This is a genomic window from Stenotrophomonas sp. OVS01A (assembly GCF_019969775.1).
Classification (GTDB): Bacteria; Pseudomonadota; Gammaproteobacteria; order Xanthomonadales; family Xanthomonadaceae; genus Stenotrophomonas; species Stenotrophomonas indicatrix.
Genome location: NZ_JAHXYV010000002.1, coordinates 513,906 through 540,273, shown reverse-complemented (window position 1 = coordinate 540,273; position 26,368 = coordinate 513,906). Strand labels below are relative to the sequence as shown.

Sequence of the window (26,368 nt, the reverse complement as noted above, 5' to 3'; positions counted from 1 at the left end):
CCTGATCGTGCGCGCCGGGCGCATCGCCCCCGCGCTACAATCATACCGTCCAGTCGGTTTCGTTCCCCCATGACAGAATCCCCTCTCCGCTCGCGCCGCAAAGCGCCCGACAGCGTGCGCCAGGCACTGCTGCACGCGACCGCCCATACCCTTGGCAAGAATGGGCTGGCGGCCCTCACCGTGCAGGACGTCGCCGACGCCGCCGGTGTCAGCAAGGGCGCGCTGTTCCATCACTTCAGCAGCAAGCAGGACCTGGTCGAGGCGACGCTGACCTCGCTCATCGCCGACTTCGAGGACAGAGTGCGTGCGGTGCTGCGACAGTCCCCGCGCCGCCATGGCGGCTTCAGCCGTGCCTATGTGCAGGTGAATTTCGAACATCTGCTGCAGCAGGAGCAGATCAACGACATCGGGCTCACCATGGGCAACATGCTGGAGCCGGCGCTTCTGGTCTACTGGCGCACGTGGCTGCGCGGCATGCTCGCCGAGTTCCCGGATGAAGCCTGCGATCCGCGCCTGTACGCCGCGCGTTGCGTTGCCGATGGTTACTGGGCCACCGCCTATGGGCGGCCGCTGGACGAAAACGAGCGCCAGAATGCCCAGGCCATGGCCCTGGAGGCATTGAAGCTGTGCGAACCGGCATGAGCAGGAGGATTCGATGAACCCATATGTCTACCTGGCCGGTGCGATCGTGCTGGAGGTGATCGCCACGTCCCTGCTCAAGGCATCCGAAGGCATGACCCGGCTCGGTCCCACGCTGGGCGCGCTCGCCGGTTACGGCGTGTGCTTCTACCTGCTGTCGCTGACGATGAAGTCGATCCCCACCGGCATCGCCTATGCGATCTGGTCCGGCGTCGGCATCGTGCTGATTTCGCTGATCGGACTGCTGGTGTTCAAGCAGCGCCTCGACGCTCCGGCGCTGATCGGTATCGGCCTGATCTGTGCCGGCGTGCTGGTCATCAACCTGTTCTCGCACAGCAGCGCGCATTGAACGCGCTGCTGCACGAACACCCGGGCTAGGCGACCTTCTTGGCGACGGTCATGCCAAGCACGAACAGCACAACGGCAATGATGATGCCGGCCCAGAACAGGAACTTCGCGATGCCCACGGCAGCGCCGGCGATGCCGCCGAAACCCAGCGCACCTGCGATCAGGCCGATGATGGCGAAAATGATGGCCCACTTGATCATGTTGATCCTCTCCCTGGCGGGAATACTGAAGGTGGGATCAGGTTAGGTACGCCGCGATGCCACACGCGTGAACAGGTCGCAGGCGCGGCGTGAAACGAACCCGCTCAGCGCGGCCGGAAGCGCAGCAGCGCCACTGCGAAAGCGAGGAACACGCTGCCGACCAGGCGTTCGAACCAGCGTTGCGCAAATGGCTTTGCCAGCCAACGGCGCAGCCCATGCCCGCCTGCGGCATACATCACGTACCAGAACAGTTCGCAGGTGGCGAAGGTCGCCACCAGCACCGTGTACTGCACGGCCTGGCCACGCGCGGGGTCGACGAACTGCGGCAGGAACGCGGCGGCGAACAGCAGCAGCTTGGGATTGCTCAACCCCACCAGCAGGCCACCACGGAACACTGCCCAGGCACCGTGCACCGGCGGCAGCGCTGCTGCATCGACGTCTGTCGCCACCGGCGCCTGCCGGTAGCTGTCCCGCCACGCCTTGATGCCCAGCCAGGCCAGGTAGGCCACACCCAGGTAGCGCAGCACATCGAACAGCATCGGCGATGATCGCAGCACCGCGCTCAGGCCGGCCGCGGACGCCGCAAGCACCAGCAGCATCGCCAGCAGGCAACCGGCCATGGCCGGCACGCTGCGACGAAAGCCCAGGCCGACGCTGCGCCCCAGGATGTGCAGCATGTTCGGGCCCGGCGTGCCACACAGCACGAAGACTGTCGCCAGGAACCACCACCAGGTATGCAGGGCCATCACTTCATCCACCGTAATAATCCCTGCAAGGATAGTGCGCAGCGGCTGTCACCACCATGTACAGTCCGGGGTCGATTCGACGGTTACAGCTGCTGCGGCTCAGCTGCTGGCAATGCGCGATGCGCGCAGCTCGGTCATCGCGATGCGCAGCACCCGCAGCGCCGAGCGCAGGAACACGACCAGCAGCGCGATGGCGACCAGCAGGTCCGGCCAACCGGCACCGAACAGCGCCACCAGCCCCGCCGCCAGCACCACCGAAACGCCCTCGAAGATGTCGTTGCGTGCGCATTCCCAGGCCGATGCCAGGTTCACGTCATCATTGCGATACGGCGTCAGCAGCCACAGGCAGAAACCGTTGGCAGCCAGGTTCAACAGCGCGGCCAGGCCCATGCTTTCGAACAGGGGGACCTGCGGATGCGCCAGCCGCCATCCGATCTGCGCCGCCACTGCCACGGCTGCAGCCAGGATCAGCACGCCCTTGAACAACGCAACCCGCGCCTTGGCCGCCACGCCGGCCCCCACCACCAGCAGGCTCAGCAGATAGGTCGCCGCATCGCCCAGGTTGTCCAGCGCACCGGAGAGCAACGAGGACGAATGGCTGTACCAGGACGCGCCGACCATCATCAGGAAGGTCGCCAGGTTGATCAGCAGGACGATCCACAGCACGCGCCGGTGGCGCGCCTGCATGGCTGCCACATCCAGCGTCTTGCCGCAGCCACAGCATTCGCCCATCGCCCTGCCCTCTGCCTGTCGTACCCCATTATCACGCCGATCAGGCCCGTCGGCAGCTGCTGCGGCGGGTCCACCCACAATTGCACGTCCTGGCCCAGTTTGTGCTGCAATGGCGCTTCCCCGGCACGGAGACACGCATGAAGACGCTTGGCCTGATCGGTGGCATGAGCTGGGAGAGTTCGGCGCAGTACTACCGCCTCATCAACGAAGAGGTACGCGCGCGGCTGGGCGGCGCGCATTCGGCGCAGCTGCTGATGTGGTCGCTGGATTTCGCCCGCATCAAGCAGCTGCAGCACGACGGCGACTGGAATGCCCTGGGCAACGAGATGGTCGATGCCGCACAGCGGCTGCAGGCCGGTGGCGCCGACCTGCTGCTGATCTGCACCAACACCATGCACAAGCTCGTTGCTGAGATCGAGGCGGCCTGCCCGCTGCCCTTGCTGCATATCGCCGACCCGACTGCCACGGCGATCGTGCAGGCCGGTCTGCAGCGTGTCGGCCTGCTCGGCACCGCCTTCACCATGGAGGAAGACTTCTACCGTGGCCGCCTGAGCGAGCGCTTCGGCCTGGACGTACTGGTTCCGGAGGCCGATGACCGCCGCGAGGTGCACGCGATCATCTACGAGGAGCTGATCGCCGGGGTGGTCAACGAGCGATCACGGCAGGTGTACGTCGAAGTGATTGAACGCCTCGTTGCCCGCGGTGCCGAGGCGATCATCCTCGGCTGTACCGAGATCATGCTGCTGGTACGCGCCGAAGACAGCCCGGTGCCGCTGTTCGACACCACGACCCTGCATGCGCGCGCGGCAGTGGACGCAGCCTTGGCGTAACCCACGACTGCACGGTCAGGCGTCCGGTCACGCAGGCGATTCGGGTTGCACTTCCAGCGAAGTAACCAGCCATTCCACCACCGGTGGCGAATCGCACAGGAAGAACACGGCGTCGCCGCTGCGGGCTTCGGTCAGCATCCGGTAGACACTGATGGCCACGCCCGATTGGCTGGCAATGAAAATCTCGCTGCTGCGCGGCCCGTCGGCCTGGCGGGAAACCCGCCGCAAGGCATCGCGGGCCGCAACCGTATCTTCCGGCTCGGCTTCGCGGGTCAGTTCCAGGCCACGCAGGCCCCACGCAACAAAAACACGCTTGCCCTTGAACGTCGTGTCCAGGACCTGCACGTCGGCCGCGCCTGTGCCGGCCGACCGATGAATGACGATACTGCTGATCAACGCAACCCCCTGTGGTCGTCGTGGTCCGCACATCCTTGTCCGCACCCGCGCCAGCGGCCACGGGCGATGCCCGAAGGCCGCGTCCGAAAGCGCTGGAACGTGTAAAAAACTGTAAACCGATGCAATCGGATGTGCCCGGGATGATACGGGATGTAACGCCCTGCATGCGCCGTCGCACACTTATAAATCCGTCCTGAGCCAGCGCAGCCCGCAGTCGTCGCAGAGCGCCATACGTGCGCCATTCTTGCGTCCCATCCCCAAACCGAGGTTTCAATGAGCCTTCGCCTGCTACTGCCCTTGGGCGGCTCTGCACTTGCCCTGCTGCTGGCCGCAACGACCGTCTCGGCACAGGATTACGACAGCGAATCGTCACCGCGCACGACCTGCGAATCGCACTTCAACAAGACCCAGCAGTGCCCGTTCGAAGGACGCGCGCGACTGGCGCGGCAGCTGTCGGTGACGCGATGCGTTGAAGATGACAACTGGGGACAGCGCCGCGGCATGCTGTGGGTTACCGACGGCTGCCGCGCCGAATTCGTCGCCGAAGAACGCGGGCATGGCCGCTGGCCCGGGCGTGGGCGTGACCGTGATCGCGATGGCGAGCGCCTGGTCTGCGAATCCTACGAAAACAAGGAGAAACAGTGCCGCATCCGCGTCCGTCATGACGTGCGGCTGGTCAAGCAGAAATCGGTCACCCCCTGCACCGAGGACCGCAACTGGGGCTGGGACCGACGCGGTGTATGGGTCAGCGACGGTTGCCGCGCCGAATTCCGCGTCTACTGAGTGCGATGGCTGCGGGCCCATCATCGCTAGAATGAAGCTCCCGCAGCAGGAAACACCGCATGGAACGCTGGTACCTGGCAACGATGATGTGCTTGCTGCTGCATCAGATCGATGCCGCGTTCTGGCACGAGTGGCGGATGTTCCAGGTACCCGGCGGCATCCAGGGATTCCTGCTTTTCAATCTGCTTGCCATCGGCGTACTGCTGCACGGTTACCGTCAGGTCGTGCTCGGCCTGGGCTCTGCGCGCCGCTACGCACTGCTGTGCGGCGCGCTGGGTATCGGCACAGCCATCATCCATGCAGGCTTCGCTGCGGCCGGTCGCGATGAATTCCACCTGCCCCTGTCGCTGCTCACGCTTCTGGCCTGGCTGGTCAGCGGCAGCGGTTTGCTGCTGCGCAGCCGTCGGCGATGAACGTGCGGGCTCCAGCAGTTCGGATACGCGCGGCCGTGTGCACGGATCTTCCGGCACTGATCGCCCTGGACAGCGTTGCGGCCGATGACCCACGGCGTGCCGTGCAGATCGGCCAATGGCTGGCGGACGGCCACATGCACGTCGCCGAACTCGACGACACGCTGGCCGGCTACCGGGTCCAGCACCGGCACTTCTTCGGTGAAGCCTTCATCGAGATGCTGATGGTCGCCGCGCCACTGCGCGGACACGGCGTCGGCAGCGCGCTGCTTCTGCATGCCACGTCGTGCAGCGCAGGTGCCAGGCTTTTCACCTCCACCAACCAATCCAACGCCAACATGCAGCGGCTGCTGGCAGCCGCTGGTTTCCAGCAGTGCGGCATCGTGCACGGCCTCGACGAAGGCGATCCGGAGTTGATCTACCGCTTCGCTGCTGACGATGTGAGGTAAGGCGCGACCTTCGCTTCCAGCAGCGCCATCAGCGCCGGATCCATGCAGCGATAGTCGTCGGGGATATCCAGGCAGTGCAGCGGCGTGTGTTCAAGCAGGCGGGCAAAATTCGCCTGCAGCCGATGCTGGTGCTTGGGCTCCATCACGAAGATGACATCAGCCCAGCGGATATCCGCTGGGCTGATGGGCCGGCGCGCATGCGGGCTGGTGCCTGCCGAGCGCGCACTGATACCTGGCCGGCGCTGCCACATCGCTTCAGCGGTGGGGCTGCGCAGCTGGTTGCGACTGCAGACAAACAACAGGTTCAACATTCCTGGTCCAGCAGTTGCCGCGGGCTGAGGACTGGATAGGTGAAACCCAGCTGGCGCGCCCGCAGCAGCTTGTCGCCGCGCGTATACATCAGCTTCCAGTTCTTTTCCGGCTTGAAGATCGACGGTGCTGCCGTGTGGTCGCCAGCGTGGTGGCGCGACTGCGAGCGCCTCCAGGCGCGGTTCCTTTGCGTTTCCATGATCGTGTTCTCGTGAGTACCGGGTTCAGCAGCCGCGGTAGTACGAGTGCGCGCAGGATACAACGCCGCAACAAAAAAGCCCACGCATCGCTGCGCAGGCTTGTCTGTTACATCACAGTGGTCGGGACGGCCGGATTCGAACCGACGACCCTCTGCCCCCCAGGCAGATGCGCTACCAGGCTGCGCTACGCCCCGACTGATGCTGCGATGTGCCCGCCAGTGCGGCGGGCCGTGAAGTATAGCGGATTACGGCGGAAATGGGTCAGCGACGCAGCAGTTGCAGCACTTCTTCCAGTTCCATCCGCACCTGCTTGATGATCTGGTTGCTCAAGGCCGATTCCTCGCGCGCATCCGGACCATCCAGGCGCAGGCGCGCGCCACCGATGGTGTAGCCCTGTTCGTACAGCAGGCTGCGGATCTGCCGCACCATCAGCACGTCGTGGCGCTGGTAGTAACGACGGTTGCCACGGCGCTTGGCCGGCTCGAGACTGGGAAACTCGGTTTCCCAGTAGCGCAGCACGTGCGGCTTGACGTCGCACAGTTCGCTGACTTCACCAATGGTGAAGTAGCGCTTGGCCGGAATCGGCGGAAGTTCGCGGTTACTGCCCGGATCCAGCATAAGCTTCCACCCTCTCCTTGAGCTTCTGGCCCGGACGGAAGGTAACCACCGTACGGGCGGAAATCGGAATTTCCTCGCCGGTCTTGGGGTTGCGACCCGGGCGCTGGTTCTTGCGCCGCAGGTCGAAATTGCCAAAGCCCGACAGCTTCACCTGACGTCCCTGTTCCAATGCTTCACGCAGCACATCGAAGAACGCGTCGACGAATTCCTTGGCTTCCCGCTTGTTCAGACCGACTTCGTCGAACAGCTTTTCCGCCATCTCCGCCTTGGTCAATGCCATTGCCTGCTACCCCCGAGTGCTGCCCGCTCAGCCGCGGATCCGGGCGTGGTGTTCACGCTCGATGGCAGTGACCGCCTCGGCCACTACCGCTTCCACGTCGCGGTCCGTCAGAGTGCGCGACTTGTCCTGCAAAATCAAGCCCATAGCGAGACTCTTGAATCCCGGCTCGACGCCCTGGCCGACATAGCGATCGAACAGGTTCAGCTCGCGCAGCAGCGGACCGGCAGCCTGACGGATGGTCGCGGCCAGGTCACTCCAGGCCACCTGTTCAGGCACCAGGAAGGCCAGGTCGCGGCGCACTGCCGGGTAGCGCGACAGTTCACCGGCGCGCGGCAGCGCACGGGCCGACAGCGCTTCCAGATCCAGCTCGAAGGCGTATACGTCCACGTCGATGTCCATCGCCTTGGCCAGGCGCGGGTGGATCTGGCCGATCCAGCCGATGGCCAGGCCGTCGCGGAACACCTCGGCCGAACGCACCGGATGGCCGTAGGCACGCGAGGATGGGCGGAACTCCAGGACCGCGCCACTGGCCGCGGCCAGCGATTCCAGGTCGCCCTTCAGGTCATGGAAATCGACCTTGCGGGTCGGCAAGCCCCACTGCACCGCCTGCGCTTCACCGCAGACCGCAGCGGCCACGCGCGGGGTTTCCAGCGGCGCCGGCTGGCCATCTCCGGCCTGCTGCGCGAACACCCGGCCAAGCTCGAACAGGCGCACCCGGCCGAGCTGGCGGGCGGCGTTGCGGCCCAGCGTGGCGACCAGGCCCGGCAGCAGCGACGGGCGCATCACCGCCAGCTCGGCCGACAGCGGGTTGGCCAGCGGCACCAGATCCTCGCGCAGCTGCCACTGGCCCAGCAGGCCATCGTCGACGAAGGCGAAATTGACGGTTTCCTGCAGATCGCGTGCGATCAGCTGGCGGCGCACGCTCAGCGCGTCCAGCTGGGTCTCGGACGGCATCGCGACACGCGATGCGCCACCCGGCAGCGTGGTCGGGATCTGCTCATAACCGTGGATCCGGGCCAGCTCCTCGATCAGGTCTTCTTCGATGGCGATGTCGAAGCGGCGGCTCGGCGCGGTGACCTGCCAGCCTTCGCCAGCGTCCACCACCTGCATGCCCAGCGCACGCAGGATGCGCTCGACTTCGGCGTCTTCGATGGTGATGCCCAGCACGCGGGTGATGCGCGCGCGGCGCAGCAGGATCGTCGCCGGCTGCGGCAGGTCGGCCTCCCGTACCGCTTCGGTAACCGTTGCGGGGGTACCGCCGGCCAGGTCCAGCACCAGGCGGGTGGCGTATTCGATGGCAGTACGCGGCAGCGCCGGGTCGACGCCACGCTCGAAGCGGTGGCCCGCATCGGTGTGCAGGCCCAGCTTGCGGCCGCGGCCCATGATCGCGGCCGGCGCGAAGTGCGCCGCTTCCAGGAACACGGCGGTGGTGGCATCGGTGACGCGCGTATCGAAGCCGCCCATCAGGCCGGCCAGGCCGACCGCGCGATCAGCGTCGGTGACCACCAGGAAGCTGTCGTCCAGCGCAGCATCACGGCCATCCAGCAGCTTCAGGCTTTCGCCTGCGCGCGAACGGCGCACACCGATCGTGCCCTGCAGGGTGCCGAGATCGTAGGCGTGCATCGGCTGGCCCAGCTCGAGCATCACGTACTGGGTGATGTCGACCAGCAGCGATACCGGGCGCACGCCGCTGCGGCGCAGGCGCTCGGCCATCCACAACGGGGTCTTCGCCGCAGCGTTGACTCCTTCGATGACACGACCCAGATAGCGCGGCGCTTCGGCACCGGCATCGAGCTGGATTGCCAGCTCGCGGCTGCTCTGGGCAGCGATCGGTGCTGCGATGAAATCCAGTACTTCGCTGCGCGTCGCTGCGGCGACGTCATAGGCGATGCCGCGGATGCTGAAGCAGTCGGCGCGGTTGGGGGTCAGCTTGATCTCGATGCTGGCATCCGGCAGGCCGAGGTACTCCACCAGGGACTGGCCGACCGGCGCGTCGTCCGGCAGTTCCAGCAAACCAGAGGCATCGTTGTCCAGGCCCAGCTCCTTGGCCGAGCACAGCATGCCGTTGGATTCGACGCCGCGCAGCTTGGCCGGCTTGATCTTCAACTCACCGATCTGCGCACCGACCATCGCCAGCGGCGCGACCAGGCCCGGTCGTGCATTCGGCGCACCACAGACGATCTGCAGCAGCTCAGCCTGCCCCGCATCAACCTTGCACACCTGCAGGCGGTCGGCTTCGGGATGGCGCTCGGCTTCGACGATACGCGCGACGACCACGTGCTGCAGGCCATCGCCAAGCGCGGTCACGTCTTCCACTTCCAGGCCGATGGCGGTCAGCACCGCGCTGAGCTCATCGCGCGAGGCAGTGGTCGGGACGTGGCTGCGCAGCCAGTTTTCGGAGAATTTCATGGGTTCACCCTGGTGGGCCCGGCGCATGCGCCTGGGCCTGCGTTGTTGAGTCCGCCGGGCATGGCCCGGCGCTACCTTATGCGTTACGCGAACTGCTTGAGGAAGCGCACGTCATTTTCGAAGAACGCGCGCAGGTCGTTGACGCCGTAGCGCAGCATCGCGAAACGCTCCACGCCCATGCCGAAGGCAAAGCCGGTGTAGCGTTCCGGATCGATGCCGACGTTGCGCAGCACGTTCGGGTGCACCATGCCGCAGCCGAGCACTTCCAGCCAGCGGGTGCTGCCATCGGGCTGCTGCCAGGCGATGTCCACTTCCGCGCCGGGTTCAACGAACGGGAAGTAGCTGGGGCGGAAGCGCATCTCGAAATCACGCTCGAAGAACGCGCGCACGAACTCGGACAACGTGCCTTTCAGGTCGGCGAAGGTCGAATGCTCGTCAACCAGCAGGCCTTCGACCTGGTGGAACATCGGCGAATGGGTCTGGTCGCTGTCGCTGCGGTAGACCTTGCCGGCGGCGATCATGCGCAGCGGCGGCTGGTGTTCGCCCATGTAGCGCACCTGCACACCGGAGGTATGCGTGCGCAGCAGTCGGCCGTCACCGAAGTAGAAGGTGTCATGCATGGCGCGCGCCGGATGGTGCGGCGGGAAGTTCAGCGCCTCGAAGTTGTGCCAGTCGTCCTCGATCTCCGGCCCTTCGGACAACTCGTAGCCCAGCCGGCCGAAGATGCCGGTGATGCGCTCGAGGGTGCGGGTGATCGGGTGCAGGCCGGCGCGTTCGCCACTGCGGCCCGGCAGCGTGATGTCGATCGCCTCGGCCGCCAGCCGCGCATCGAGCGCAGCATCTTCCAGCACCGCCTTGCGCTCGCCCAGCGCGCTGCTCAGCGCGTCGCGGGCCTGGTTGATGGCCTCACCGGCCGCCTTGCGCTCGTCGGCCGGCAGCGCACCGAGCTGCTTGAGCTGCGAGGTGATGCTGCCGCTCTTGCCAAGCAGGGCCACGCGCAGCTGCTCCAGCGCGTCCGGGCTCTGCGCGGCGGCCACATCGGCCAGCGCCTGGGAAGTGAGGGATTGGATGTCGCTCATGGGTAGCCGGAACTCCAGTCGGTCTGCCATCGCGATGCGCGAAGGGCCGCGCCGTCGCAACCGCTTGCCGGTCGCCCGCCATCTACACGGCTGCGCCCGGCACAAAAAAGAATGGGGAAGGACTTGCGCCCTTCCCCATGCATTGCCTCTACCTGACACCGTTCTCCGTGAACGGCAACGGCATCGGGAAGGACTTATGCCGCCAGTGCGCCCTTGGCCTTTTCGGCCAGTGCAGCAAAGCCAGCTGCGTCGTGCACGGCGATGTCAGCCAGAACCTTGCGGTCCAGGGTGATGCCAGCCTTCAGCAGGCCGTTCATGAAACGGCTGTAGCTCAGGCCGTTGATGCGGGCAGCCGCGTTGATGCGGGTGATCCACAGCGAACGGAAGTTGCGCTTCTTCTGCTTACGGCCGATGTAGGCGTACTGCTGTGCCTTGATGACCGCCTGCTTGGCGACGCGGAAGACCTTGCGACGGGCGTTGTAGTAGCCCTTCGCCAGATCAAGGATTTTCTTGTGGCGGCGACGCGCCTGTACGCCACGCTTTACTCGTGCCATGTATCAGTCCTCAGAGGTAGGGAAGCATGCGGTCCAGACGGCCTGCGTCTTCTGCGCGGACGTGATTCGTCTGACGCAGGTTACGCTTACGCTTGGTCGCTTTCTTCGTGAGGATGTGGCTACGGTTGGCGTGGCCGCACTTGTACTTGCCCGAGGCGGTCTTGCGGAAACGCTTGGCCGCTGCCCGGTTGGTCTTGATCTTGGGCATTGCAATGTCCTTGATGGGATATGACCCTGGTTTCTGACTGATCTGGCGGCGGCCTGGGCCGCTCTTTCCGTCCTGCCATGATCGGCGTACGACCCGTCCTGGGTGGGTCGAGCCGGGCATGATACAGGCAAATCCGCCCTGTAACCAGCCCCCACATCGTTTTCACACCGAGACCGGCCCTGCCCGCCCCGGAAAAGCAAAAGGACGCCAGCGGCGTCCCTTCACCTTCATCCATTCAGCCGCCAGGCGCCCCGCGAGGCAGCCCGTCAGGCGTCAGGTCTTCTTCTTCGGCGCGATCATCATCACCATCTGACGCCCTTCCAGGCGCGGACGGGATTCGATGACGATGTCTTCGCCCAGATCGGCTTCGATCCGGCCAGCCATCTCACGGCCCAGTTCCTGGTGGCTCATTTCACGGCCACGGAAACGGATGTTGACCTTGATCTTGTCGCCTTCTTCAAGGAAACCGCGCATCTTGCGCAGCTTGATCTGGTAGTCGCCCTCGTCCGTGACCGGACGGAACTTCACTTCCTTGATCTCGACCTGCTTGGTCTTCTTCTTGGCCTCGCTGGCCTTCTTCTGGGCTTCGAACTTGAACTTGCCGAAGTCCATGATCTTGCACACCGGCGGGTCGGCCTGCGGCTGGATCTCGACCAGGTCCAGGCCTTCATCTTCGGCCATGGACAACGCTTCGTCTCGCGTCAACACGCCGATCATTTCTCCGTCACTGCCGATCACGCGGACGCGCGGCACACGGATTTCCTGATTCTTGCGGTTCTGTTTGTTGTCAGGGGTACTGATATTGCGATCTCCCAAGGGTGTCGAACCCGGCCCGGGCGCCAATGCGCACGGGCCGGACCTTTGTTTACGCGCCCTCGGCCTGGAGCCGCTCGGTGAAAGCCTGGAGGCTCATGCTGCCGAGATCTTCGCCAGAACGCGTACGCACCGCCACAGCGCCGTTTTCCTTCTCGCGGTCACCAATGACCAGCAGGTACGGCACGCGCTGCAGCGTGTGCTCGCGAATCTTATAGCCGATCTTCTCGTTACGCAAATCGGCGCTGACGCGGAAGCCTTGATCCGCAAGGCTTTTGGTCACCGCAGAGACGTATTCAGCCTGCGCATCGGTGATATTGGCCACCACCACCTGGGTCGGCGCCAGCCAGGCCGGGAACTGGCCGGCATGGTGCTCGATCAGGATGCCCAGGAAACGCTCCATCGAACCGACGATGGCCCGGTGCAGCATGACCGGATGCTTCTTCTGGCTGTTTTCGTCCACGTATTCAGCGCCCAGACGGCCAGGCATCATGAAATCGACCTGCATGGTGCCCAGCTGCCAGGTGCGGCCGATGGCGTCCTTCAGGTGGTACTCGATCTTCGGGCCATAGAAGGCGCCCTCGCCCGGCAGCTCCTGCCATTCCACCCCGCAGCTGGACAGCGCCGAGCGCAGCGCGCCCTCTGCCTTGTCCCAGGTGGCGTCATCGCCCAGGCGCGATTCGGGGCGCAGCGCGATCTTGACCTGGATCTCCTCGAAGCCGAAGTGCTGGTACACCGCCAGCGCCTGCTGGTGGAACGCGGTCACTTCCGCCTCGACCTGGTCTTCGGTGCAGAACACGTGACCGTCGTCCTGGGTGAAGCCACGCACGCGCAGAATGCCGTGCAGCGCGCCGGAGGGCTCGTTGCGGTGGCAGGCACCAAACTCACCGTAGCGGATCGGCAGATCGCGGTAGCTGTGCAGCCCCTGGTTGAACACCTGCACGTGACCCGGGCAGTTCATCGGCTTGAGCGCGTAGGTACGCTTCTCCGATTCGGTGAAGAACATCGCGTCCTGGTAGTTGTCCCAGTGGCCCGATTTCTGCCACAGCGACACGTCCAGGATCTGCGGGCAGCGCACTTCGCCGTAGCCGGTGCTGCGGTACACCTTGCGCATGTACTGCTCGACCACCTGCCACAGCGCCCAGCCCTTCGGGTGCCAGAACACCAGGCCCGGGGCCTCTTCCTGCAGGTGGAACAGGTCCTGCTGCTTGCCGATGCGACGGTGGTCGCGCATCTCCGCTTCTTCAATGCGCTTGATGTACGCATCGAGCTGCTTCTTGTCGGCCCAGGCGGTGCCGTAGACGCGCTGCAGCTGCTCGTTCTGCGCGTCGCCGCGCCAATAGGCGCCGGAAATGCGGGTCAGCTTGAAGGCCTTCAGGAAGCGCGTGTTCGGCACATGCGGACCACGGCACATGTCCACGTATTCCTGGTGGTAGTACATGCCCATCGCCTGGATGTCAGGCGACATGTCCTCGATCAGGCGCAGCTTGTAGTCCTCGCCACGGGCCTTGAAGATCTCGATGACTTCCGCGCGCGGCGTCACTTTCTTGATGACGTCGTAGTCCTGCGCGATCAGCTCGCCCATGCGCTTTTCGATCGCCGCCATGTCTTCGGGGGTGAACGGGCGCTCGGAGTAGATGTCGTAGTAGAAGCCCTCGGCGATCACCGGGCCGATCACCATCTTCACGTCCGGATAGAGCTGCTTGACCGCGTGTCCGACCAGGTGGGCGCTGGAGTGGCGGATGATTTCCACGCCCTCCTCGTCCTTGGCGGTGATGATGCGCAGGGACGCATCGTGGTCGATGACGTCACTGGCATCGACCAGCACGCCATCCACCGAACCGGCGATGGTGGCCTTGGCCAGGCCGGCGCCGATCGACTGGGCGACGTCCATGACGCTGACGGGGTTTTCGAATTCGCGGCGGCTGCCGTCGGGAAGGGTAATCGTGATCATTGCAATGGCTTCATGCGGGGCCCGCCGTAGCGGGCTGGAAAGCGCTCCCGGACTGTCGTCCGGGCAATAAAAAAGCGCCGCGAGGGCGCCTGGAATGCAGGGCCTTCGGGGCAGGTCAACAGTGGGCGGTGGTAGTGCTCATGTCGCACGCTCGGCCGGCGCAGTGCGCGGGCCACCTTGGTTCCAGGATGTGGTTGCCCGTGATCTTAAACCAGCGGCGGACAAAGCCCAAGCGGTGCCTGAATGGCGCTGGCTGGCGGCGTGAAAACGCAATGATTACCATGTCCGCGCAGCCCGCCCCGTGCCGGCCTGCCCGCTTCCCCCCAGGATCCTGCAATGCGCCACCCGCCCCGACCGGCGCCTGCCGGTCCCGCCCGTGCCCCGCGTTCACCGGCCGTATGCCGGGCCCGGAGCCCCCGATGATCACCGTTGGCCTGTCGACCCTGGGCTTCTGCAGCCTCGGCATGCTGTCGGCGATGTTCTCCGCGCTGGCCTTCTATGCCGCCTCCCCGCACTGCCGCTGGCCACGCCTGCGCCGTGCCGGGCGCCTGGGCCGGCAGATCGGCCTGGTCGCTGCAGTCGCTGCGCTGTGGCTGTGGATGGCCGAACTGGGCTTTGCCGCCGGCCTGGTGGCGATGCTGTGCACCTGGATGCTGGCCGCCATGCTGCTGCCGGCACTGGCCGCGTGGCACCGCCCCGATGTGGAGCCGCGCTGATGTGGTCGCGCGCACTGGCCGGCATCTTCGCCGGCTTCTTCCTTGCCGCTGCGGCGACCGGCCTGGTCGCATGGCTGCCGCCGGGCCTCTGGCAGAAAGCCCTGGTGCCGAGCCTGATCGCGTTCGTCCCGTTGTGGATGCTGGCCGCGCTGTGGGCCTTCAGTTTCCGCAGCCCGTTGCGCGCCTGGCTGACCCTGGCGGGTTGCGCGGCGCTTGGCTTCGCCGTACTCGGCCTGCTGCGCCTGGCCGGCGCAGTGCAATGAGATCGACCACATGAAATTCAGTTCACAGACCCTGCGCACGTTCACCACCCTGCACACCTGGGTCGGCCTGGTCGCCGGCTTCGGGCTGTTCGTGGCGTTCTATGCCGGCGCACTGACCCTGTTCCACCACGACCTCCCGCTGTGGCAGACGCCTGGCGCGGCAACCGCATTGCCGGCCGGCCTGGATGACGCCCAGTACCTGCTCGACGACGTGCTGGCCACGCATGCGGAAGCGCGTCGCCACGTCGGCATGACCTTCCCGGGCGCCGATCATCCGCAGCCGCTGGCCTACTGGCAGGCCGAAGATGGCAGCTGGCGCTATGCATGGCCAGGACAGACCGGCGGCAGTCCGACGCCACCGCAGACCGGGCTGGCCGAGCTGGTCAACGAACTGCATTACAGCCTGGGCCTGCCGGTGGCCGGGATCTACGTGATGGGCATCGTCAGCCTGCTGTACGGCATGGCCCTGCTCAGCGGGCTGGTGATCCATCTGCCCAAGCTGCTGGGCGATCTGTTCGCGCTGCGCCCGGGCCGCAATCTCAAGCAGCAGTGGCAGGACGCGCACAACGTGATCGGCGTGCTCAGCCTGCCGTTCCACCTGATGTTCGCGGTGACCGGCGCCCTGCTCTGCCTGGTGTTCATGCAGATGGCGGTACTCGATCCCCTGATCTACGACGGCAAGGCGCTGCAGGCGGTACCGACGGCGATGGATACCGCGCCGCTGCGCGAAGCCAGTGGCATCCCTGCCGCACCGGGCAGCCTGCGCGAATTGCACGCGCGGGCGCTGGAAGTGGCCCGCGCGCAGGGCGTGGCCAACTTCGAACCGGCCTACCTGAAACTGGCCAATGGCGGTGATGCCAACGCGACCATCGAAATCACCGGCGAGGCCAGCGGTACGCTTGGCCCGCTCGGCGCTGTCGCGCTGGATGTCGAAAGCGGCCGCGTGCTGGCCAGCCAGCTGCCCGGCCAGCGCGATGCCAATCACGCCACGCTCAGTGCCGCCTACGCCCTGCATTTCGGCGAGTTCGGCAACGGCGTGGTGGTCTGGCTGTACTTCCTGCTCGGCCTCGGCGGCGCCTTCCTGTTCTATTCGGGCAACCTGCTGTGGATCGAGTCGCGTCGCAAGCGCCGTCAGCCGCAGCAGTCGCGCGCGGCCGTCAACATGGCGCGGGCCACGGTGGGCGTCTGCATCGGCCTGTGCGTGGCGATCTCGGTGGCCTTCGTGGCCGCGCTGGTGCTGGAGCGGGCAGCGCCTGCCCAGGTCGACCACGGCATCCGCTGGGCCTGCTTCGTGACCTGGGCGGCGTGTGCGCTGTGGGCAGCCCTGCGCCGCCCGGCACAGGCGGCGCGTGAACTGCTGTGGGCTGCGGCGATCAGCACCGCGCTGGTGCCGCTGGCGCACGGCGCCCTCAACGGTGACTGGCTGTGGCTGGCCGCCGCACGCGGGCACTGGCCGTTGTTCTGGATCGATGCGATGGCACTGGCGATGGCGTTTGGCTTTGCCCGCTTGGCGTATGCGAGCCAGCGGCGGGCCCGCAACGGTGACCCCAACAGCGTGTGGGCGAACTGACCAAGCCCGCTCGCAGCACGCGGGTTTACATGGCTTCCACGTAGCGGGCCACTTCGATCAGGTTTCCATCCGGGTCACGGAAGTACACCGACTCGATCGGCCCAAGCGCTCCGGTACGCGGCACCGGTCCTTCTTCAATCGTCACCTGCTGGGCCTGCAGGTGGGCCAGCACCGCCTGTACGCCCAGCGGGGTGATCAGGCACAGATCGGCGCTGCCACGGGTCGGCAGCAGCGCGTGGGGCTGCAGCGGCGCGCTGGCCGGGTGCAGGTTGATCTTCTGCTGGCCGAACTGCAGGGCGACGCGGCCGGCCCCGAAGCGCACGACCTGCATGCCCAGCACGCGCTGGTAGAAGTCGCAGCTGCGCTCGATGTCGGCAACGGTAAGCACCAGATGGTCCAGGCGGTCGATGATGATCATGCACGCAGCTTAGCGCTGCGTGCATGGCGCCGATGTGCGGTTTCAGGCCACAGCGTTTGCCCGTCACCGCCGTACCAGCCCCGGTCCGGAGATGTCGAACCGGTCAGTCGCCGACGCGGGCCTTCTGCCACGGAGCGAGCATGGCGTTGAGCAGGCTGGCCTGCTCGTCGTCACCGGTCAGTTCCCACATGAAGACACCGGCCAGGCCCTGCTCGCGCGCGAACTGCGCACGCAGGCCGATGGAGCGCGGATCCTCGTAGCTGATGAAGATCTTCTGCGCCGGGTTGTACAGCCACGGGCTCTGCGCCTGCGGCTGCCAATGCTTCGTCCAACCCGGCTGGTCGAGATAGCGCGCCTTGATCACCCGCCAGTCACCGGCATCGGCCGGCGCGCTGTAGGCCTGGTACAGGCCGTCCGCCGACTCGCCGGCGACCTTGAAGCCGCGCCCGTAGAACGGCACGCCCAGCACCAGCTTGCCCGCTGGCACGCCATGCTCGCGGTAGTACTGCACGGCACCGGCCACGTTGTTCCAGCGCCGCAGTTCCGGCGCCAGCGGGTCGGCTGGCACTTCATGCAGGGGGGCATTGAAGGTCGATACCGACGAGAAGCCGGTGCCCATGTCGTAGCTCATCAGGTTGATGAAATCGAACACCTTGGCCAACGCGCGCAGATCGTAGCTGGCGGCAGGGTCGTATGGCCCATCGGTCTGCAGACGGCCAGCGGCCAGCGCGGCGGTCAGCAGCATCGGCTGCCCCGCCTTTCTGCCGCGGGCATCCAGCGCCAGCCGGAATGCCTGCGCAAGCTTGGTCAGGTTGGCACGGTCCTGCGGGCGGTGCGCCAGTTCATTCGGGCCACCGCTGACGGGGAACTCCCAGTCGATGTCCACGCCATCGAAACTGCCGGCATGGCGCTCGAAGAACAACGCCATGCACGAATCGACCAGGCGCCTGCGGCTGGTCTCGGTCAGCGCCGCATCGGAGAACCCGCCCGCGCCCCAGCCCCCGATCGAAATCAACGTGCGCAGATGCGGATGCCTGCGCTTGAGCTCGGCCAACGCGGCGAAGTTGGCTGGCGCCTCGGCACCGATCGCACAGCGTCCGTCCGCGATGGTGGAAAACGCATAGAACAGATGGGTGAGTCGTTCGGCCGGGATGCTCGATACCGGATAGCGCTCGGCGGAACCGCCGGGATAGTACGCACCGAAGATCGGCGGTTGCGCCGGTTGCGCCTGCGCGGCAATGGGCAGGGTGCCGGCGATCAGCACTGCAAGTACGGCCAAGGTCTGGCGGAACATGGAAACTCCCGGGTCGAAGGCGCCGCCACGTTAGCAAACAGATCGGCCCGTGGTGCGGATGTCCGTGCATGTCGTCCGCTGGACAGTGGCGTGCCGCTGGAAGCTGACACGGTCGTGGCTGCACAACGTCGAAAGCACTTCGCTGCAGGACAACACACGACCTGCCTGAGCTAAGGTGGCGCTGGATCTTCACTGGCACACGGACATGACCGCAGACCACGACGCAGACGGCGAACTGCTGGACGACGAAACCCTCGAAAAGCTGCAGGCGCTGGAGGCCCGCGCCTATGCGGCCTTTGATGCGGGCGACCTGGCTGACGCAGCAATGCTGTTCGGCCAGCTCGTCGAATGGACACCCGACATCCCCCACCTGCACTACATGCGCGGGCTGGCACACAAGTACCTGCGCGAGTGGGCGTTGTCGCTGCAGGACAATCTCCGCTCCGAGCAGCTGCGCGATGAAGTCGATGAGGCGACCGCGTGGAATGCGGGAATTGCCGCCACCGGCGCCGGCGACTGGGCCGAGGCGCGCCGGCAATGGACCCGCTGCGGCATCACCCTCCCCGAGGGCGAAGGCCCGATCAACGGCAATTTCGGTGTTGCCTGTGTTCGCCTGAATCCGTGGTCCAGCGGCGAGACCGTGTACATGCGCCGGCTCGATCCGGTACGCGCGCGGCTGGAAAACGTGCCGCTTCCGGAGAGCGGGTTCCGCTTCGGCGACATCGTGCTGCACGACGGCGCCTCCACCGGGCGCCGGACCTACGGCGAGCGCGAAGTACCGGTGTTCAATGCCATGCAGCGCCTGCAGCAGTCGGACATGGCGACCTACGCCGTGTTCGTGCAATGCGGTTCGCAGGACGACATCGCCGCGCTGCGCGCAATGACGTTGCCCGGCATCGGCCTGGTCGAAGACTGGACCCATTCGGTACGTCACCTGTGCCTGCGCTGCAGCTATGGGGCACCTCACCAGCACGATGACGACAGCCGCGAGGATGACGGCGGCTGGGTGCGCGAGCGCAATCTCGGTATTGCCGCACAGGGCCGCGCTGCGGTCGAAAAACTGATGTCGGCCTGGGCCGCGGCAGGCACCGGGCGCACGCTCGATGCGATCGAACACCGTGAGCACCCGCAGCAGGGTCCGCAGCCGGGCCAGGTGTGGTGGCTGGGTCACGAACAAGCGGACGCATGACGGCAGGGCGCTGCAGGCCTTGCAGCACAAGGCTTTCAGAATTCTTCAGGCGTCCTTCCAGCACTTCAGCCAACCCTCTGGCCGAATCGGCACTCCTTTCGATGGAGTCCGATCATGCGTTCGCCCCTGCCTGTGTCCACCCTGCTGCTGTGCCTGTACGCCCTCCCCTGCATCGCAGGCCCTGCCCACCCTGATCCCGGTCGCATGCGCGCGCTGGAGCAGGCCATCGCCAGCGATGAGCTGAAACAGATCCGCAGCGTGCTGCTGCAGGTTGATGGACAGGTCGTGTACGAGGGCTATTTCAACGGTGCCGATGCGCAGACCCTGCACGACGTGCGCTCGGCCAGCAAAAGCGTGACCGCCCTGCTGGTCGGCGCAGCGATCGGCGACGGCCGGCTGCCGGGCGTTCGCGCGAAGGTGTACGACTACTTCCCGGCCTTCGTCGCCCACCACGACGTGGACCCCCGCCTGCGTGGCACGACGGTGGAGGATCTGCTGGCGATGAGCACGCTGTGGGAGTGCGACGACGAGAACCCGTTCTCGGCCGGCCACGAGGAGCGCATGTACGTCGGCGAGCGCTGGCTCGATTTCGCCCTGGCGCTGCCGGTGAAGGGCTTCGCGCCCTGGATGGCGCGCCCGGAGGACAGTCCTCACGGGCGCGCGTTTGCCTACTGCACCGCCAACTCCTTCGTGCTCGGCGCGGTACTGGAACGTGCGACCGGACAACCGCTGGCCGATTACGCAGCCCATGCACTGGAACGACCACTGGGCATCACCCACAGCCAGTGGAACCGTTCCCCCGAGGGCATCGGCATGGGCGGAGGCGGCACACGCTACCGCAGCCGGGACCTGGCCCGCCTCGGCCAGCTCGTGCTTGATGGCGGTCGTTGGCAGGGGCGCCAGCTGGTTCCACGCGACTACGTCGCCGCGATGCTGTCACCGCAGGCAACGGCCGGCGACGGCAGCGATTACGGCTATCAATGGTGGGGCCTGAAACTGACTGTCGGTGGCCAGCCACAGACCGTATGGGCGATGTCCGGCAACGGCGGCAACTACGTGTTCCTGCTGCCGCAACAGCGCGCTGTCGCGGTGGTGACCAGCCAGGCCTACAACCGCAGCATCGCTCACCCGCAGTCGCGCCGCATTCTCACCGAATTCCTGCTGCCGGCGCTGCGCTGAGGTCGGCCAGCCCGGCGGGACGCCAGTCGGCCGCCAGCACCTGCGCACGCTGGCGGCCGATATCGGCATCGATGCGCGCCAGCAGCGGCGCCCAGCCGCGCGCTTCGTGCAGGGACGCAAACAGCGGCGTGGAGCGCAACCACGCCGCATCGCGGAAGCCATCATCGACCGCCTGTTGCAGCGCGGTGACGGCAGCCTCCGGGTCGCCTTGCGCCTGCAGCAGCAGGGCCCGCTCAAGCGCGGCATCGGACCAACCGTCGCCGCGCTGCGCCTGCAACATTGCAAGACGCGACGCCACCCACTCCGGCGATGCCGCGGGCTGCGCGTACAAGGCCGCCAGCGATTGACCGAGCGATTGCTGTGGACGCAGCTGCCGCCCGCGCTCGAAGGCATCGGCAGCACCGGCGTGATCGCCCGCCAGCAGCGCCAGTTCGCCCTGCAGCCGCAGCAACTGCGGATGTGGCGTGCCGCGTGCCAGCGCCTCGGTCAACGCCTGCCTCGCCCGGCCCGGGTCACCTGCCGCGAACAGACTGCGCGGCCAGGCGATGTTGGCGAAGACGTTGTCCGGATACAGCTGGAAATTACGCGCGTGGCGCTGCGCGGCCGCGTGAGTGAAACCGAGCAGCTCCAGTTCGCGCGCCACCTGCACATCACGGAAGCGCAGGCGCTCGGGCGCCGTCAATGCAAGATTGGCACGCAGGGCCAGGGCAAGGTGGCCGCGCTCCTGGTGCAGGTAGGCGAGCGAGGCACGGGTGCGCTCGTCGCCCGGATCCAGCGCGATCGCCCGCTCGTATTCGGAAATGGCCTGCGGCATCTGCCCGAGGCAGTCGTAGGCATAGCCTCGAAGCGCGTACACAGCACCCTCCTGCGGCGCGAGTTCACGTTCGATGTTGGCCAGCGCCAGCCCTTCCCGGACCTGCTCGGGCGATCCATTGAACAGACAGCCCTGCGCGGACAACGCTCGTGACAGGCCGCGGCGCGCCGGACTGGAATCAGGGTCCACCTGCAATGCCTGCCGGTACAGGGCGATGGCGCGCTCGTTGTTGCTGGCCTGGCCAATGCTGGCGTAATAGTCGGCGCGCTGCAGCAACGGCAGCGGGCCACCGGCCGCCGGCGTGCGCGGCCAGAACGAGGCGGCAGCGGCGAGAACGACGACACCGGCGCCGGCAAGCCATGGCCACTTCTTCCGGTGCGCGGCAGCGGGCAACGCCGCTGCCGGCGGTGCGGTGGTCGGCACTGCACACAACTGATAGCCACGCCCGCGTACCGAACGGATGTAGCGCGGGCGTCGGCTGTCATCACCCAGCGCCTGCCGCAGCAGCTTGACCCGCTGGCTGATCGCATCCTCGCCAACCACTGCAGGTGCCCACACCTGTGCAGCCAGCGTGTCGAAGTCGACAACGTCGTTGCCGTGTGCCAGCAGCACGTCGAACAGGCGCCAGCTCAGCCCCTGGATCGGCAGTACGTCGCCGTCGCGGCTGACCCGCTGCGCGGGGCGATCGATCTGCAGGTCAAGCAGGCGCAGGGTGTCCATGGGTGAAGCATAGCGCCGCGGTACGACGTAGGCAGCGCCGGACGACAGGCAAAGAAAAAGCGGGCCGAAGCCCGCTTTTTCATTCTGGCGTGTCAACCAAGGTTGACACCTACCGTCATCGACCTGCGGTCGATTACTCGGCGGTGGCGCCTTCGCCTTCCTCGACGGCCTTCATCGACAGGCGGATACGGCCCTGCTTGTCGACTTCCAGCACCTTGACCTTGACCACATCGCCTTCCTTCAGCACGTCGCCGACCTTCTCGACGCGGTCGCTGGAGATCTGCGACACGTGGACCAGGCCGTCCTTGCCCGGCAGGATGGTGACGAACGCACCGAAGTCCATGATCTTGGCGACCTTGCCTTCGTAGATGCGGCCCGGCTCGACGTCCGAGGTGATCTGCTCGATGCGGGCCTTGGCGGCCTGGGCAGCGATGGCATTGACCGAAGCGATGACGATGGTGCCGTCATCCTGGATGTCGATCTGGGTGCCGGTTTCCTTGGTGATGGCCTGGATGGTCGAACCACCCTTGCCGATCACTTCGCGGATCTTGTCCGGGTGGATCTTGATGGTCAGCAGGCGCGGCGCGTAGTCCGACAGCTCCTCACGCGGGGCGGTCAGGCCGTGGGCCATTTCGCCCAGGATGTGCAGACGGCCAGCCTTGGCCTGCTGCAGAGCCTGCTTCATGATCTCTTCGGTGATGCCTTCGATCTTGATGTCCATCTGCAGGGCGGAGATGCCCTCAGCGGTACCGGCAACCTTGAAGTCCATGTCGCCCAGGTGATCTTCGTCACCCAGGATGTCGGACAGGACGACGAAGCGATCGCCTTCCTTGACCAGGCCCATGGCGATGCCGGCCACCGGAGCCTTCACCGGCACGCCGGCGTCCATCAGGGCCAGCGACGAACCGCAGACCGACGCCATCGACGAGGAACCGTTCGACTCGGTGATTTCCGAGACGACGCGGATGGTGTACGGGAAGGATTCCAGCGACGGCATCACTGCCAGCACGCCGCGCTTGGCCAGACGGCCGTGGCCGATCTCGCGACGCTTCGGGCCCATCATGCGGCCGGTTTCACCCACCGAGTAGGGGGGGAAGTTGTAATGGAACAGGAAGTTCTCTTTGTACTCACCGGAGACGGCATCGATGACCTGGCCATCACGGGCGGTGCCCAGGGTGATGGTCACGATGGCCTGCGTTTCACCGCGGGTGAACAGCGAGGAACCGTGGGTACGCGGCAGGATGCCGGTCTTCACTGCGATCGGGCGGACGGTGTCCAGCGCACGGCCGTCAATGCGGACCTTGGTGTCCAGCACCGAGTTGCGCATGGTGCTGTATTCCAGCTCGCCGAATTCCTTCGACAGCTCGGCCGGGTTCCAGCCTTCAGCGGCAACGCGGCCGGCCAGCGACTCGACCACGTCCTTCTTGATCGCCGAGATGGCGTCGCGGCGCTGCAGCTTGTCGCGCACCTGGAAGGCCTCGCCCAGACGCGGGCCGATGGCTTCCTGCAGGGCGCTGATCAGCACGTCGTTCTTGGCCGGGGCGACCCAGGTCGACGGCTTGGTGCCGGCTTCCACGGTCAGTTCGTTGATCGCGTTGATGACCTTCTGCATTTCGCGGTGACCGAAGGTCACGGCGCCCAGCATCACGTCTTCGGACAGCAGCGCGGCTTCGGATTCCACCATCAGCACAGCGTTGGCGGTACCGGCAACGACCAGCTCCAGCTCCGAATCCTTCAGTTCGGTCACGGTCGGGTTGAGGATGTACTCACCGTTCTTGTAACCCACCTTGGCGGCGGCGATCGGACCCTTGAACGGGGTGCCGGCCAGCGACAGCGCAGCCGAGGCACCGATCAGGGCCGGGATGTCACCGTCGATGTCCGGGTTCAGCGACATCACGGTGGCGATGATCTGGACTTCGTTCTTGTAGTCTTCCGGGAACAGCGGACGGATCGGACGATCGATCAGACGCGAGATCAGGGTTTCCTTCTCGGTCGCGCGGCCTTCGCGCTTGAAGAAGCCACCCGGGATACGGCCACCGGCGTAGAACTTCTCCTGGTAGTCACAGGTCAGGGGGAAGAAGTCCTGGCCCTCACGCGCGCTCTTGGCGGCAACGGCGGAGACCAGCAGCACGGTGTCGTCGAACTTGACGATGACGGCGCCACCGGCCTGGCGGGCGATTTCGCCGGTCTCAAGCGTGACGGTGTGCTTGCCGTACTGGAAGGTTTTGGTGATTTTTGCCACGGAGGGTGTCCTTGGGGATGCTGTCTGCGAATGGACCGTGGGCGACCCTTGCCGCCAACGGATGACCGGTCGTTCCGATCTGAAAAAGGTATTGCGGTGCTACAAAACAAAACCGCGGCGCATCGCTGCGCCGCGGGGGATTCGTTGCTTAGCGACGCAGGCCAAGCTTCTCGATCAGGGCCTTGTAACGCTCGACGTCCTTCTTCTTCAGGTAGTCGAGCAGGCTGCGGCGGCGGTTGACCATCTGCAGCAGACCACGGCGGCTGTGGTGATCCTTCTTGTGGGTCTTGAAGTGGCCGGTCAGCAGTTCGATGCGGGCGGTCAGCAGTGCAACCTGGACTTCCGGGGAGCCGGTATCAGCCGAGCTGCGCTTGTTGTCTTCAATGACCTTCTGGGTGTCGATCGACATGTCTTTTTTTCTCTGTGATGCGTGGCCGGCAGGAACGCGCTTTCGCGCACCGCCTGGCTCGCCGTGAACCAACAATGGATGAAACCCGCCTTCGGCAGGCTGCCGTAAAACGGCCGCGGAATTGTAACGGCCAGGGGGCTTTGGAACAAGGTCCGGGGCTGAACCGGGCCTCCTCGTTCAGAGGTTGAAGCGGCGCTGCGGGGCCAGCAGACCGCTGTCGTCGACCTGGCCCAGGCCCTGCGCCACCGATCCAGGGCCAAACACCGCCACCAGGCCGCGCGGCCAGGAGAGGTCGCGCTGGCGCTGGCCCACGCAGAAGCGCTGGGTCTGCTCGGCGTCCAGGTCAACCCGGGGGTATTCGGACAGGCCCGCCGCCAGCGGCAGCAGCAGCGCGTCCATGGCGGCCTCATCCTGCGCTTCCACCAGAGCCCTCAGCTGCTCCAGGGTGACCATCGCCGGTTCGTGGAACGGTTCCACCCACAGGCGCCGCAGGGCGCTGATGTGCGCGCCACAGCCCAGCGTTTCACCCAGGTCACGGGCCAGACTGCGGATATAGGTGCCCGAGCCGCAGGTGACCCGCAGCCGCAGCCGCTCGGGGTGCTGCTCCAGAATCTCGATGGCGTGGACCTTGACCTGGCGCTCGGGCGCCTCGATGGCGTCGCCACGGCGGGCCTTCACATACAGCGGCTCCCCGCCCTGCTTGAGCGCGGAATAGATCGGCGCACGCTGCAGGATGTCGCCAAGCAGCGGCGCGATCGCCGCCTGCAGGGTCTCGGCGCTGATCACGGGCACCGGCCGTTCGAGCAGCACCTGGCCCTCGGCGTCGTCGGTATCGGTGGTCTGGCCCAGCACGATCTCGGCGTCGTAGGCCTTGGCCGAGCCCAGCAGCAGGCCGGCAATCTTGGTGGCCTCGCCGAAGCACAGCGGCAACAGGCCGGTGGCCAGCGGGTCGAGGCTGCCGGTGTGCCCGCCCTTCTCCGCACGGAACAGGCGACGGGCGACCTGCAGCGCGGCGTTGGAGCTCATGCCGGTCGGCTTGTCGAGCAGCAGGATGCCATCCAGGCGGCGGAACTGAATTCGGGTCATGACAGGTACGGGTAGCGCCGGGCCATGCCCAGCGAGCGCGCAGCGCGGTCTGCATCAGACATCGCGCAGCCGGAATGCAACAACGCCGGGCATGCCCGGCGTCGCGCGGTTATTCTTCGTCGCCTTCGCGACGCTTTTCGGCGGCCACGGTATCGGGCAGGTCGCGCAACAGGTTGTCGATGCGCTCGCCACGATCGACCGAGTCGTCGTAGTGGAAATGCAGCTCCGGCACATGCCGCAGCTTCATCGCGCGCGCCAGCTCCATGCGCAGGCCCCAGGCCAGTTCCTTCAGGCCCTTCACGGCTTCAACCGAACGTTCCGGCATCAGCGCGGTGACGAACACCTTGGCGTGGGCCATGTCGCGGGTGATTTCCACGTCGGACACGCTCACCGAGGGCAACCCGTGCTCACGCACGGCGTTGTGCACCAGGGTGCCGAGTTCACGGCGCAGCTGGGCGGAGACACGGTCGGTTCGATGGAAAGTCTTGGGCACGAGGGACTCTTGATTGAG

General features: G+C 66.1%; 32 protein-coding genes and 1 tRNA gene. 11 read left to right on the top strand and 22 right to left on the bottom strand.

Annotation, left to right across the window (positions count from 1 at the left end):
* The first annotated feature begins 69 nt into the window (after window positions 1-69).
* The gene (locus tag LC407_RS11250; RefSeq protein ID WP_223482839.1) at window positions 70-642 is read left to right on the top strand and encodes a TetR/AcrR family transcriptional regulator; all 573 of its coding nucleotides are present in this window, start codon (window positions 70-72) and stop codon (window positions 640-642) included.
* Window positions 643-655: 13 nt separating this feature from the next.
* The gene (locus tag LC407_RS11245) at window positions 656-988 is read left to right on the top strand and encodes an SMR family transporter (protein ID WP_025876322.1); all 333 of its coding nucleotides are present in this window, start codon (window positions 656-658) and stop codon (window positions 986-988) included.
* 25 nt (window positions 989-1,013) lie between these two features.
* Here the strand turns inward: LC407_RS11245 and LC407_RS11240 are convergent, their stop codons facing one another.
* From LC407_RS11240 to LC407_RS11230, 3 genes are all read right to left on the bottom strand, one after another.
* The gene (locus LC407_RS11240; RefSeq protein WP_025876319.1) at window positions 1,014-1,187 is read right to left on the bottom strand and encodes a DUF1328 domain-containing protein; all 174 of its coding nucleotides are present in this window, start codon (window positions 1,185-1,187) and stop codon (window positions 1,014-1,016) included.
* Between the two features lie 104 nt (window positions 1,188-1,291).
* Window positions 1,292-1,933 (bottom strand): LysE family translocator, encoded by a 642-nt coding sequence (locus tag LC407_RS11235; RefSeq protein ID WP_059064787.1) that lies wholly within the window; start codon window positions 1,931-1,933, stop codon window positions 1,292-1,294.
* Window positions 1,934-2,032: 99 nt separating this feature from the next.
* Entirely contained in the window at window positions 2,033-2,665 is a 633-nt protein-coding gene (locus tag LC407_RS11230) for a cation transporter (protein WP_134832867.1), read from the bottom strand.
* Window positions 2,666-2,802: 137 nt separating this feature from the next.
* Here LC407_RS11230 and LC407_RS11225 point away from each other — a divergent pair, with 137 nt between their 5' ends.
* Window positions 2,803-3,495 carry an aspartate/glutamate racemase family protein gene (locus tag LC407_RS11225; protein WP_134832868.1) on the top strand — a complete coding sequence of 231 codons (693 nt, stop codon included), beginning with the start codon at window positions 2,803-2,805 and terminating at the stop codon, window positions 3,493-3,495.
* 27 nt (window positions 3,496-3,522) lie between these two features.
* Here LC407_RS11225 and LC407_RS11220 read toward each other — a convergent pair whose 3' ends face one another.
* Window positions 3,523-3,840: a hypothetical protein gene (locus tag LC407_RS11220; protein WP_223482838.1), complete on the bottom strand. Its 318-nt coding sequence runs from the start codon at window positions 3,838-3,840 to the stop codon at window positions 3,523-3,525.
* A 324-nt stretch (window positions 3,841-4,164) separates the two neighbouring features.
* Between LC407_RS11220 and LC407_RS11215 the strand changes: the two genes are divergently transcribed.
* The 3 genes from LC407_RS11215 to LC407_RS11205 all read left to right on the top strand — a co-directional run bounded on the left by LC407_RS11215 (window position 4,165) and on the right by LC407_RS11205 (window position 5,533).
* Window positions 4,165-4,674, top strand: coding sequence for a DUF3011 domain-containing protein (locus tag LC407_RS11215; protein WP_223482837.1), 510 nt, complete (start codon window positions 4,165-4,167; stop codon window positions 4,672-4,674).
* A gap of 59 nt (window positions 4,675-4,733) precedes the next feature.
* Window positions 4,734-5,087 (top strand): DUF6713 family protein, encoded by a 354-nt coding sequence (locus LC407_RS11210; RefSeq protein ID WP_223482836.1) that lies wholly within the window; start codon window positions 4,734-4,736, stop codon window positions 5,085-5,087.
* Between the two features lie 101 nt (window positions 5,088-5,188).
* Window positions 5,189-5,533, top strand: coding sequence for a GNAT family N-acetyltransferase (locus LC407_RS11205; protein WP_317850717.1), 345 nt, complete (start codon window positions 5,189-5,191; stop codon window positions 5,531-5,533).
* Here LC407_RS11205 and LC407_RS11200 read toward each other — a convergent pair.
* The 11 genes from LC407_RS11200 to thrS form a co-directional block, all read right to left on the bottom strand.
* On the bottom strand, window positions 5,503-5,844 hold the full coding sequence (locus LC407_RS11200) for a phosphotyrosine protein phosphatase (RefSeq protein ID WP_093820570.1): 342 nt from the start codon (window positions 5,842-5,844) through the stop codon (window positions 5,503-5,505). The genes LC407_RS11205 and LC407_RS11200 overlap by 31 nt on opposite strands.
* The gene (locus tag LC407_RS11195) at window positions 5,838-6,041 is read right to left on the bottom strand and encodes a hypothetical protein (protein WP_025876303.1); all 204 of its coding nucleotides are present in this window, start codon (window positions 6,039-6,041) and stop codon (window positions 5,838-5,840) included. The genes LC407_RS11200 and LC407_RS11195 overlap by 7 nt, the downstream gene beginning before the upstream one ends.
* A 118-nt stretch (window positions 6,042-6,159) precedes the next feature.
* Window positions 6,160-6,236 (bottom strand) — tRNA-Pro (locus LC407_RS11190).
* A 67-nt stretch (window positions 6,237-6,303) separates the two neighbouring features.
* A complete protein-coding gene (locus LC407_RS11185; RefSeq protein ID WP_005410431.1) occupies window positions 6,304-6,660 on the bottom strand; it encodes a MerR family transcriptional regulator in 357 nt (118 codons plus the stop codon).
* Window positions 6,641-6,940 carry an integration host factor subunit alpha gene (locus LC407_RS11180; RefSeq protein ID WP_005410432.1) on the bottom strand — a complete coding sequence of 100 codons (300 nt, stop codon included), beginning with the start codon at window positions 6,938-6,940 and terminating at the stop codon, window positions 6,641-6,643. The genes LC407_RS11185 and LC407_RS11180 overlap by 20 nt, the downstream gene beginning before the upstream one ends.
* A 27-nt stretch (window positions 6,941-6,967) precedes the next feature.
* Entirely contained in the window at window positions 6,968-9,349 is a 2,382-nt protein-coding gene (gene pheT, locus LC407_RS11175; RefSeq protein ID WP_223482835.1) for a phenylalanine--tRNA ligase subunit beta, read from the bottom strand.
* Window positions 9,350-9,432: 83 nt separating this feature from the next.
* Window positions 9,433-10,428, bottom strand: a complete 996-nt coding sequence (pheS, locus tag LC407_RS11170; RefSeq protein ID WP_032978609.1) for a phenylalanine--tRNA ligase subunit alpha — start codon at window positions 10,426-10,428, stop codon at window positions 9,433-9,435.
* A gap of 194 nt (window positions 10,429-10,622) precedes the next feature.
* The gene (gene rplT / locus LC407_RS11165; RefSeq protein WP_005410435.1) at window positions 10,623-10,982 is read right to left on the bottom strand and encodes a 50S ribosomal protein L20; all 360 of its coding nucleotides are present in this window, start codon (window positions 10,980-10,982) and stop codon (window positions 10,623-10,625) included.
* Window positions 10,983-10,992: 10 nt separating this feature from the next.
* On the bottom strand, window positions 10,993-11,190 hold the full coding sequence (rpmI, locus tag LC407_RS11160) for a 50S ribosomal protein L35 (protein ID WP_002811096.1): 198 nt from the start codon (window positions 11,188-11,190) through the stop codon (window positions 10,993-10,995).
* Window positions 11,191-11,463: 273 nt separating this feature from the next.
* On the bottom strand, window positions 11,464-12,006 hold the full coding sequence (gene infC / locus LC407_RS11155) for a translation initiation factor IF-3 (RefSeq protein WP_025876259.1): 543 nt from the start codon (window positions 12,004-12,006) through the stop codon (window positions 11,464-11,466).
* A gap of 49 nt (window positions 12,007-12,055) precedes the next feature.
* Window positions 12,056-13,957, bottom strand: a complete 1,902-nt coding sequence (thrS, locus tag LC407_RS11150; RefSeq protein WP_025876257.1) for a threonine--tRNA ligase — start codon at window positions 13,955-13,957, stop codon at window positions 12,056-12,058.
* Window positions 13,958-14,376: 419 nt separating this feature from the next.
* Between thrS and LC407_RS11145 the strand changes: the two genes are divergently transcribed.
* From LC407_RS11145 to LC407_RS11135, 3 genes are read left to right on the top strand one after another with little or no spacing between them, the layout of a single operon-like run.
* Window positions 14,377-14,673 carry a hypothetical protein gene (locus tag LC407_RS11145; protein ID WP_025876254.1) on the top strand — a complete coding sequence of 99 codons (297 nt, stop codon included), beginning with the start codon at window positions 14,377-14,379 and terminating at the stop codon, window positions 14,671-14,673.
* Window positions 14,673-14,936: a hypothetical protein gene (locus tag LC407_RS11140; protein ID WP_223482834.1), complete on the top strand. Its 264-nt coding sequence runs from the start codon at window positions 14,673-14,675 to the stop codon at window positions 14,934-14,936. Before LC407_RS11145 ends, LC407_RS11140 begins: the two co-directional genes overlap by 1 nt.
* Before the next feature lie 10 nt (window positions 14,937-14,946).
* Window positions 14,947-16,506, top strand: a complete 1,560-nt coding sequence (locus LC407_RS11135; RefSeq protein ID WP_218787777.1) for a PepSY-associated TM helix domain-containing protein — start codon at window positions 14,947-14,949, stop codon at window positions 16,504-16,506.
* A 25-nt stretch (window positions 16,507-16,531) separates the two neighbouring features.
* Here LC407_RS11135 and LC407_RS11130 read toward each other — a convergent pair whose 3' ends face one another.
* Window positions 16,532-16,921, bottom strand: a complete 390-nt coding sequence (locus tag LC407_RS11130; RefSeq protein WP_343122494.1) for a VOC family protein — start codon at window positions 16,919-16,921, stop codon at window positions 16,532-16,534.
* Window positions 16,922-17,027: 106 nt separating this feature from the next.
* Window positions 17,028-18,218, bottom strand: coding sequence for a glycoside hydrolase family 18 protein (locus LC407_RS11125; RefSeq protein WP_223482833.1), 1,191 nt, complete (start codon window positions 18,216-18,218; stop codon window positions 17,028-17,030).
* A gap of 205 nt (window positions 18,219-18,423) precedes the next feature.
* Here LC407_RS11125 and LC407_RS11120 point away from each other — a divergent pair, with 205 nt between their 5' ends.
* Window positions 18,424-19,407, top strand: a complete 984-nt coding sequence (locus LC407_RS11120) for a hypothetical protein (RefSeq protein WP_223482832.1) — start codon at window positions 18,424-18,426, stop codon at window positions 19,405-19,407.
* A 114-nt stretch (window positions 19,408-19,521) separates the two neighbouring features.
* Window positions 19,522-20,586, top strand: a complete 1,065-nt coding sequence (locus LC407_RS11115; RefSeq protein WP_025876243.1) for a serine hydrolase — start codon at window positions 19,522-19,524, stop codon at window positions 20,584-20,586.
* On the opposite strand, the gene LC407_RS11110 is transcribed toward LC407_RS11115, so the two are convergent.
* The 5 genes from LC407_RS11110 to rbfA form a co-directional block, all read right to left on the bottom strand.
* Window positions 20,555-22,120, bottom strand: coding sequence for a winged helix-turn-helix transcriptional regulator (locus LC407_RS11110; RefSeq protein WP_223482831.1), 1,566 nt, complete (start codon window positions 22,118-22,120; stop codon window positions 20,555-20,557). The two genes, LC407_RS11115 and LC407_RS11110, sit on opposite strands and share 32 nt — an antisense overlap.
* Before the next feature lie 133 nt (window positions 22,121-22,253).
* Window positions 22,254-24,362 carry a polyribonucleotide nucleotidyltransferase gene (gene pnp / locus LC407_RS11105; RefSeq protein WP_025876239.1) on the bottom strand — a complete coding sequence of 703 codons (2,109 nt, stop codon included), beginning with the start codon at window positions 24,360-24,362 and terminating at the stop codon, window positions 22,254-22,256.
* Window positions 24,363-24,510: 148 nt separating this feature from the next.
* Window positions 24,511-24,771: a 30S ribosomal protein S15 gene (rpsO, locus tag LC407_RS11100; RefSeq protein WP_005410445.1), complete on the bottom strand. Its 261-nt coding sequence runs from the start codon at window positions 24,769-24,771 to the stop codon at window positions 24,511-24,513.
* Between the two features lie 177 nt (window positions 24,772-24,948).
* Complete coding sequence (gene truB / locus LC407_RS11095) at window positions 24,949-25,857, bottom strand: tRNA pseudouridine(55) synthase TruB (protein ID WP_223482830.1); 909 nt, start codon at window positions 25,855-25,857, stop codon at window positions 24,949-24,951.
* A 109-nt stretch (window positions 25,858-25,966) separates the two neighbouring features.
* Complete coding sequence (gene rbfA, locus LC407_RS11090; protein WP_025876229.1) at window positions 25,967-26,350, bottom strand: 30S ribosome-binding factor RbfA; 384 nt, start codon at window positions 26,348-26,350, stop codon at window positions 25,967-25,969.
* Window positions 26,351-26,368: the final 18 nt, after the last annotated feature.

What these genes read in the sequence shown, in the direction of transcription:
- LC407_RS11250 (WP_223482839.1), top strand. Translation starts at nt 70, where the DNA reads ATGACAGAATCCCCTCTCCGCTCGCGCCGCAAAGCGCCCGACAGCGTG.
- LC407_RS11245 (WP_025876322.1), top strand. Translation starts at nt 656, where the DNA reads ATGAACCCATATGTCTACCTGGCCGGTGCGATCGTGCTGGAGGTGATC.
- LC407_RS11240 (WP_025876319.1), bottom strand. Translation starts at nt 1,187, where the DNA reads ATGATCAAGTGGGCCATCATTTTCGCCATCATCGGCCTGATCGCAGGT.
- LC407_RS11235 (WP_059064787.1), bottom strand. Translation starts at nt 1,933, where the DNA reads ATGGCCCTGCATACCTGGTGGTGGTTCCTGGCGACAGTCTTCGTGCTG.
- LC407_RS11230 (WP_134832867.1), bottom strand. Translation starts at nt 2,665, where the DNA reads ATGGGCGAATGCTGTGGCTGCGGCAAGACGCTGGATGTGGCAGCCATG.
- LC407_RS11225 (WP_134832868.1), top strand. Translation starts at nt 2,803, where the DNA reads ATGAAGACGCTTGGCCTGATCGGTGGCATGAGCTGGGAGAGTTCGGCG.
- LC407_RS11215 (WP_223482837.1), top strand. Translation starts at nt 4,165, where the DNA reads ATGAGCCTTCGCCTGCTACTGCCCTTGGGCGGCTCTGCACTTGCCCTG.
- LC407_RS11210 (WP_223482836.1), top strand. Translation starts at nt 4,734, where the DNA reads ATGGAACGCTGGTACCTGGCAACGATGATGTGCTTGCTGCTGCATCAG.
- LC407_RS11200 (WP_093820570.1), bottom strand. Translation starts at nt 5,844, where the DNA reads ATGTTGAACCTGTTGTTTGTCTGCAGTCGCAACCAGCTGCGCAGCCCC.
- LC407_RS11195 (WP_025876303.1), bottom strand. Translation starts at nt 6,041, where the DNA reads ATGGAAACGCAAAGGAACCGCGCCTGGAGGCGCTCGCAGTCGCGCCAC.
- LC407_RS11185 (WP_005410431.1), bottom strand. Translation starts at nt 6,660, where the DNA reads ATGCTGGATCCGGGCAGTAACCGCGAACTTCCGCCGATTCCGGCCAAG.
- LC407_RS11180 (WP_005410432.1), bottom strand. Translation starts at nt 6,940, where the DNA reads ATGGCATTGACCAAGGCGGAGATGGCGGAAAAGCTGTTCGACGAAGTC.
- pheT (WP_223482835.1), bottom strand. Translation starts at nt 9,349, where the DNA reads ATGAAATTCTCCGAAAACTGGCTGCGCAGCCACGTCCCGACCACTGCC.
- pheS (WP_032978609.1), bottom strand. Translation starts at nt 10,428, where the DNA reads ATGAGCGACATCCAATCCCTCACTTCCCAGGCGCTGGCCGATGTGGCC.
- rplT (WP_005410435.1), bottom strand. Translation starts at nt 10,982, where the DNA reads ATGGCACGAGTAAAGCGTGGCGTACAGGCGCGTCGCCGCCACAAGAAA.
- rpmI (WP_002811096.1), bottom strand. Translation starts at nt 11,190, where the DNA reads ATGCCCAAGATCAAGACCAACCGGGCAGCGGCCAAGCGTTTCCGCAAG.
- thrS (WP_025876257.1), bottom strand. Translation starts at nt 13,957, where the DNA reads ATGATCACGATTACCCTTCCCGACGGCAGCCGCCGCGAATTCGAAAAC.
- LC407_RS11145 (WP_025876254.1), top strand. Translation starts at nt 14,377, where the DNA reads ATGATCACCGTTGGCCTGTCGACCCTGGGCTTCTGCAGCCTCGGCATG.
- LC407_RS11140 (WP_223482834.1), top strand. Translation starts at nt 14,673, where the DNA reads ATGTGGTCGCGCGCACTGGCCGGCATCTTCGCCGGCTTCTTCCTTGCC.
- LC407_RS11135 (WP_218787777.1), top strand. Translation starts at nt 14,947, where the DNA reads ATGAAATTCAGTTCACAGACCCTGCGCACGTTCACCACCCTGCACACC.
- LC407_RS11125 (WP_223482833.1), bottom strand. Translation starts at nt 18,218, where the DNA reads ATGTTCCGCCAGACCTTGGCCGTACTTGCAGTGCTGATCGCCGGCACC.
- LC407_RS11120 (WP_223482832.1), top strand. Translation starts at nt 18,424, where the DNA reads ATGACCGCAGACCACGACGCAGACGGCGAACTGCTGGACGACGAAACC.
- LC407_RS11115 (WP_025876243.1), top strand. Translation starts at nt 19,522, where the DNA reads ATGCGTTCGCCCCTGCCTGTGTCCACCCTGCTGCTGTGCCTGTACGCC.
- LC407_RS11110 (WP_223482831.1), bottom strand. Translation starts at nt 22,120, where the DNA reads ATGGACACCCTGCGCCTGCTTGACCTGCAGATCGATCGCCCCGCGCAG.
- rpsO (WP_005410445.1), bottom strand. Translation starts at nt 24,771, where the DNA reads ATGTCGATCGACACCCAGAAGGTCATTGAAGACAACAAGCGCAGCTCG.
- truB (WP_223482830.1), bottom strand. Translation starts at nt 25,857, where the DNA reads ATGACCCGAATTCAGTTCCGCCGCCTGGATGGCATCCTGCTGCTCGAC.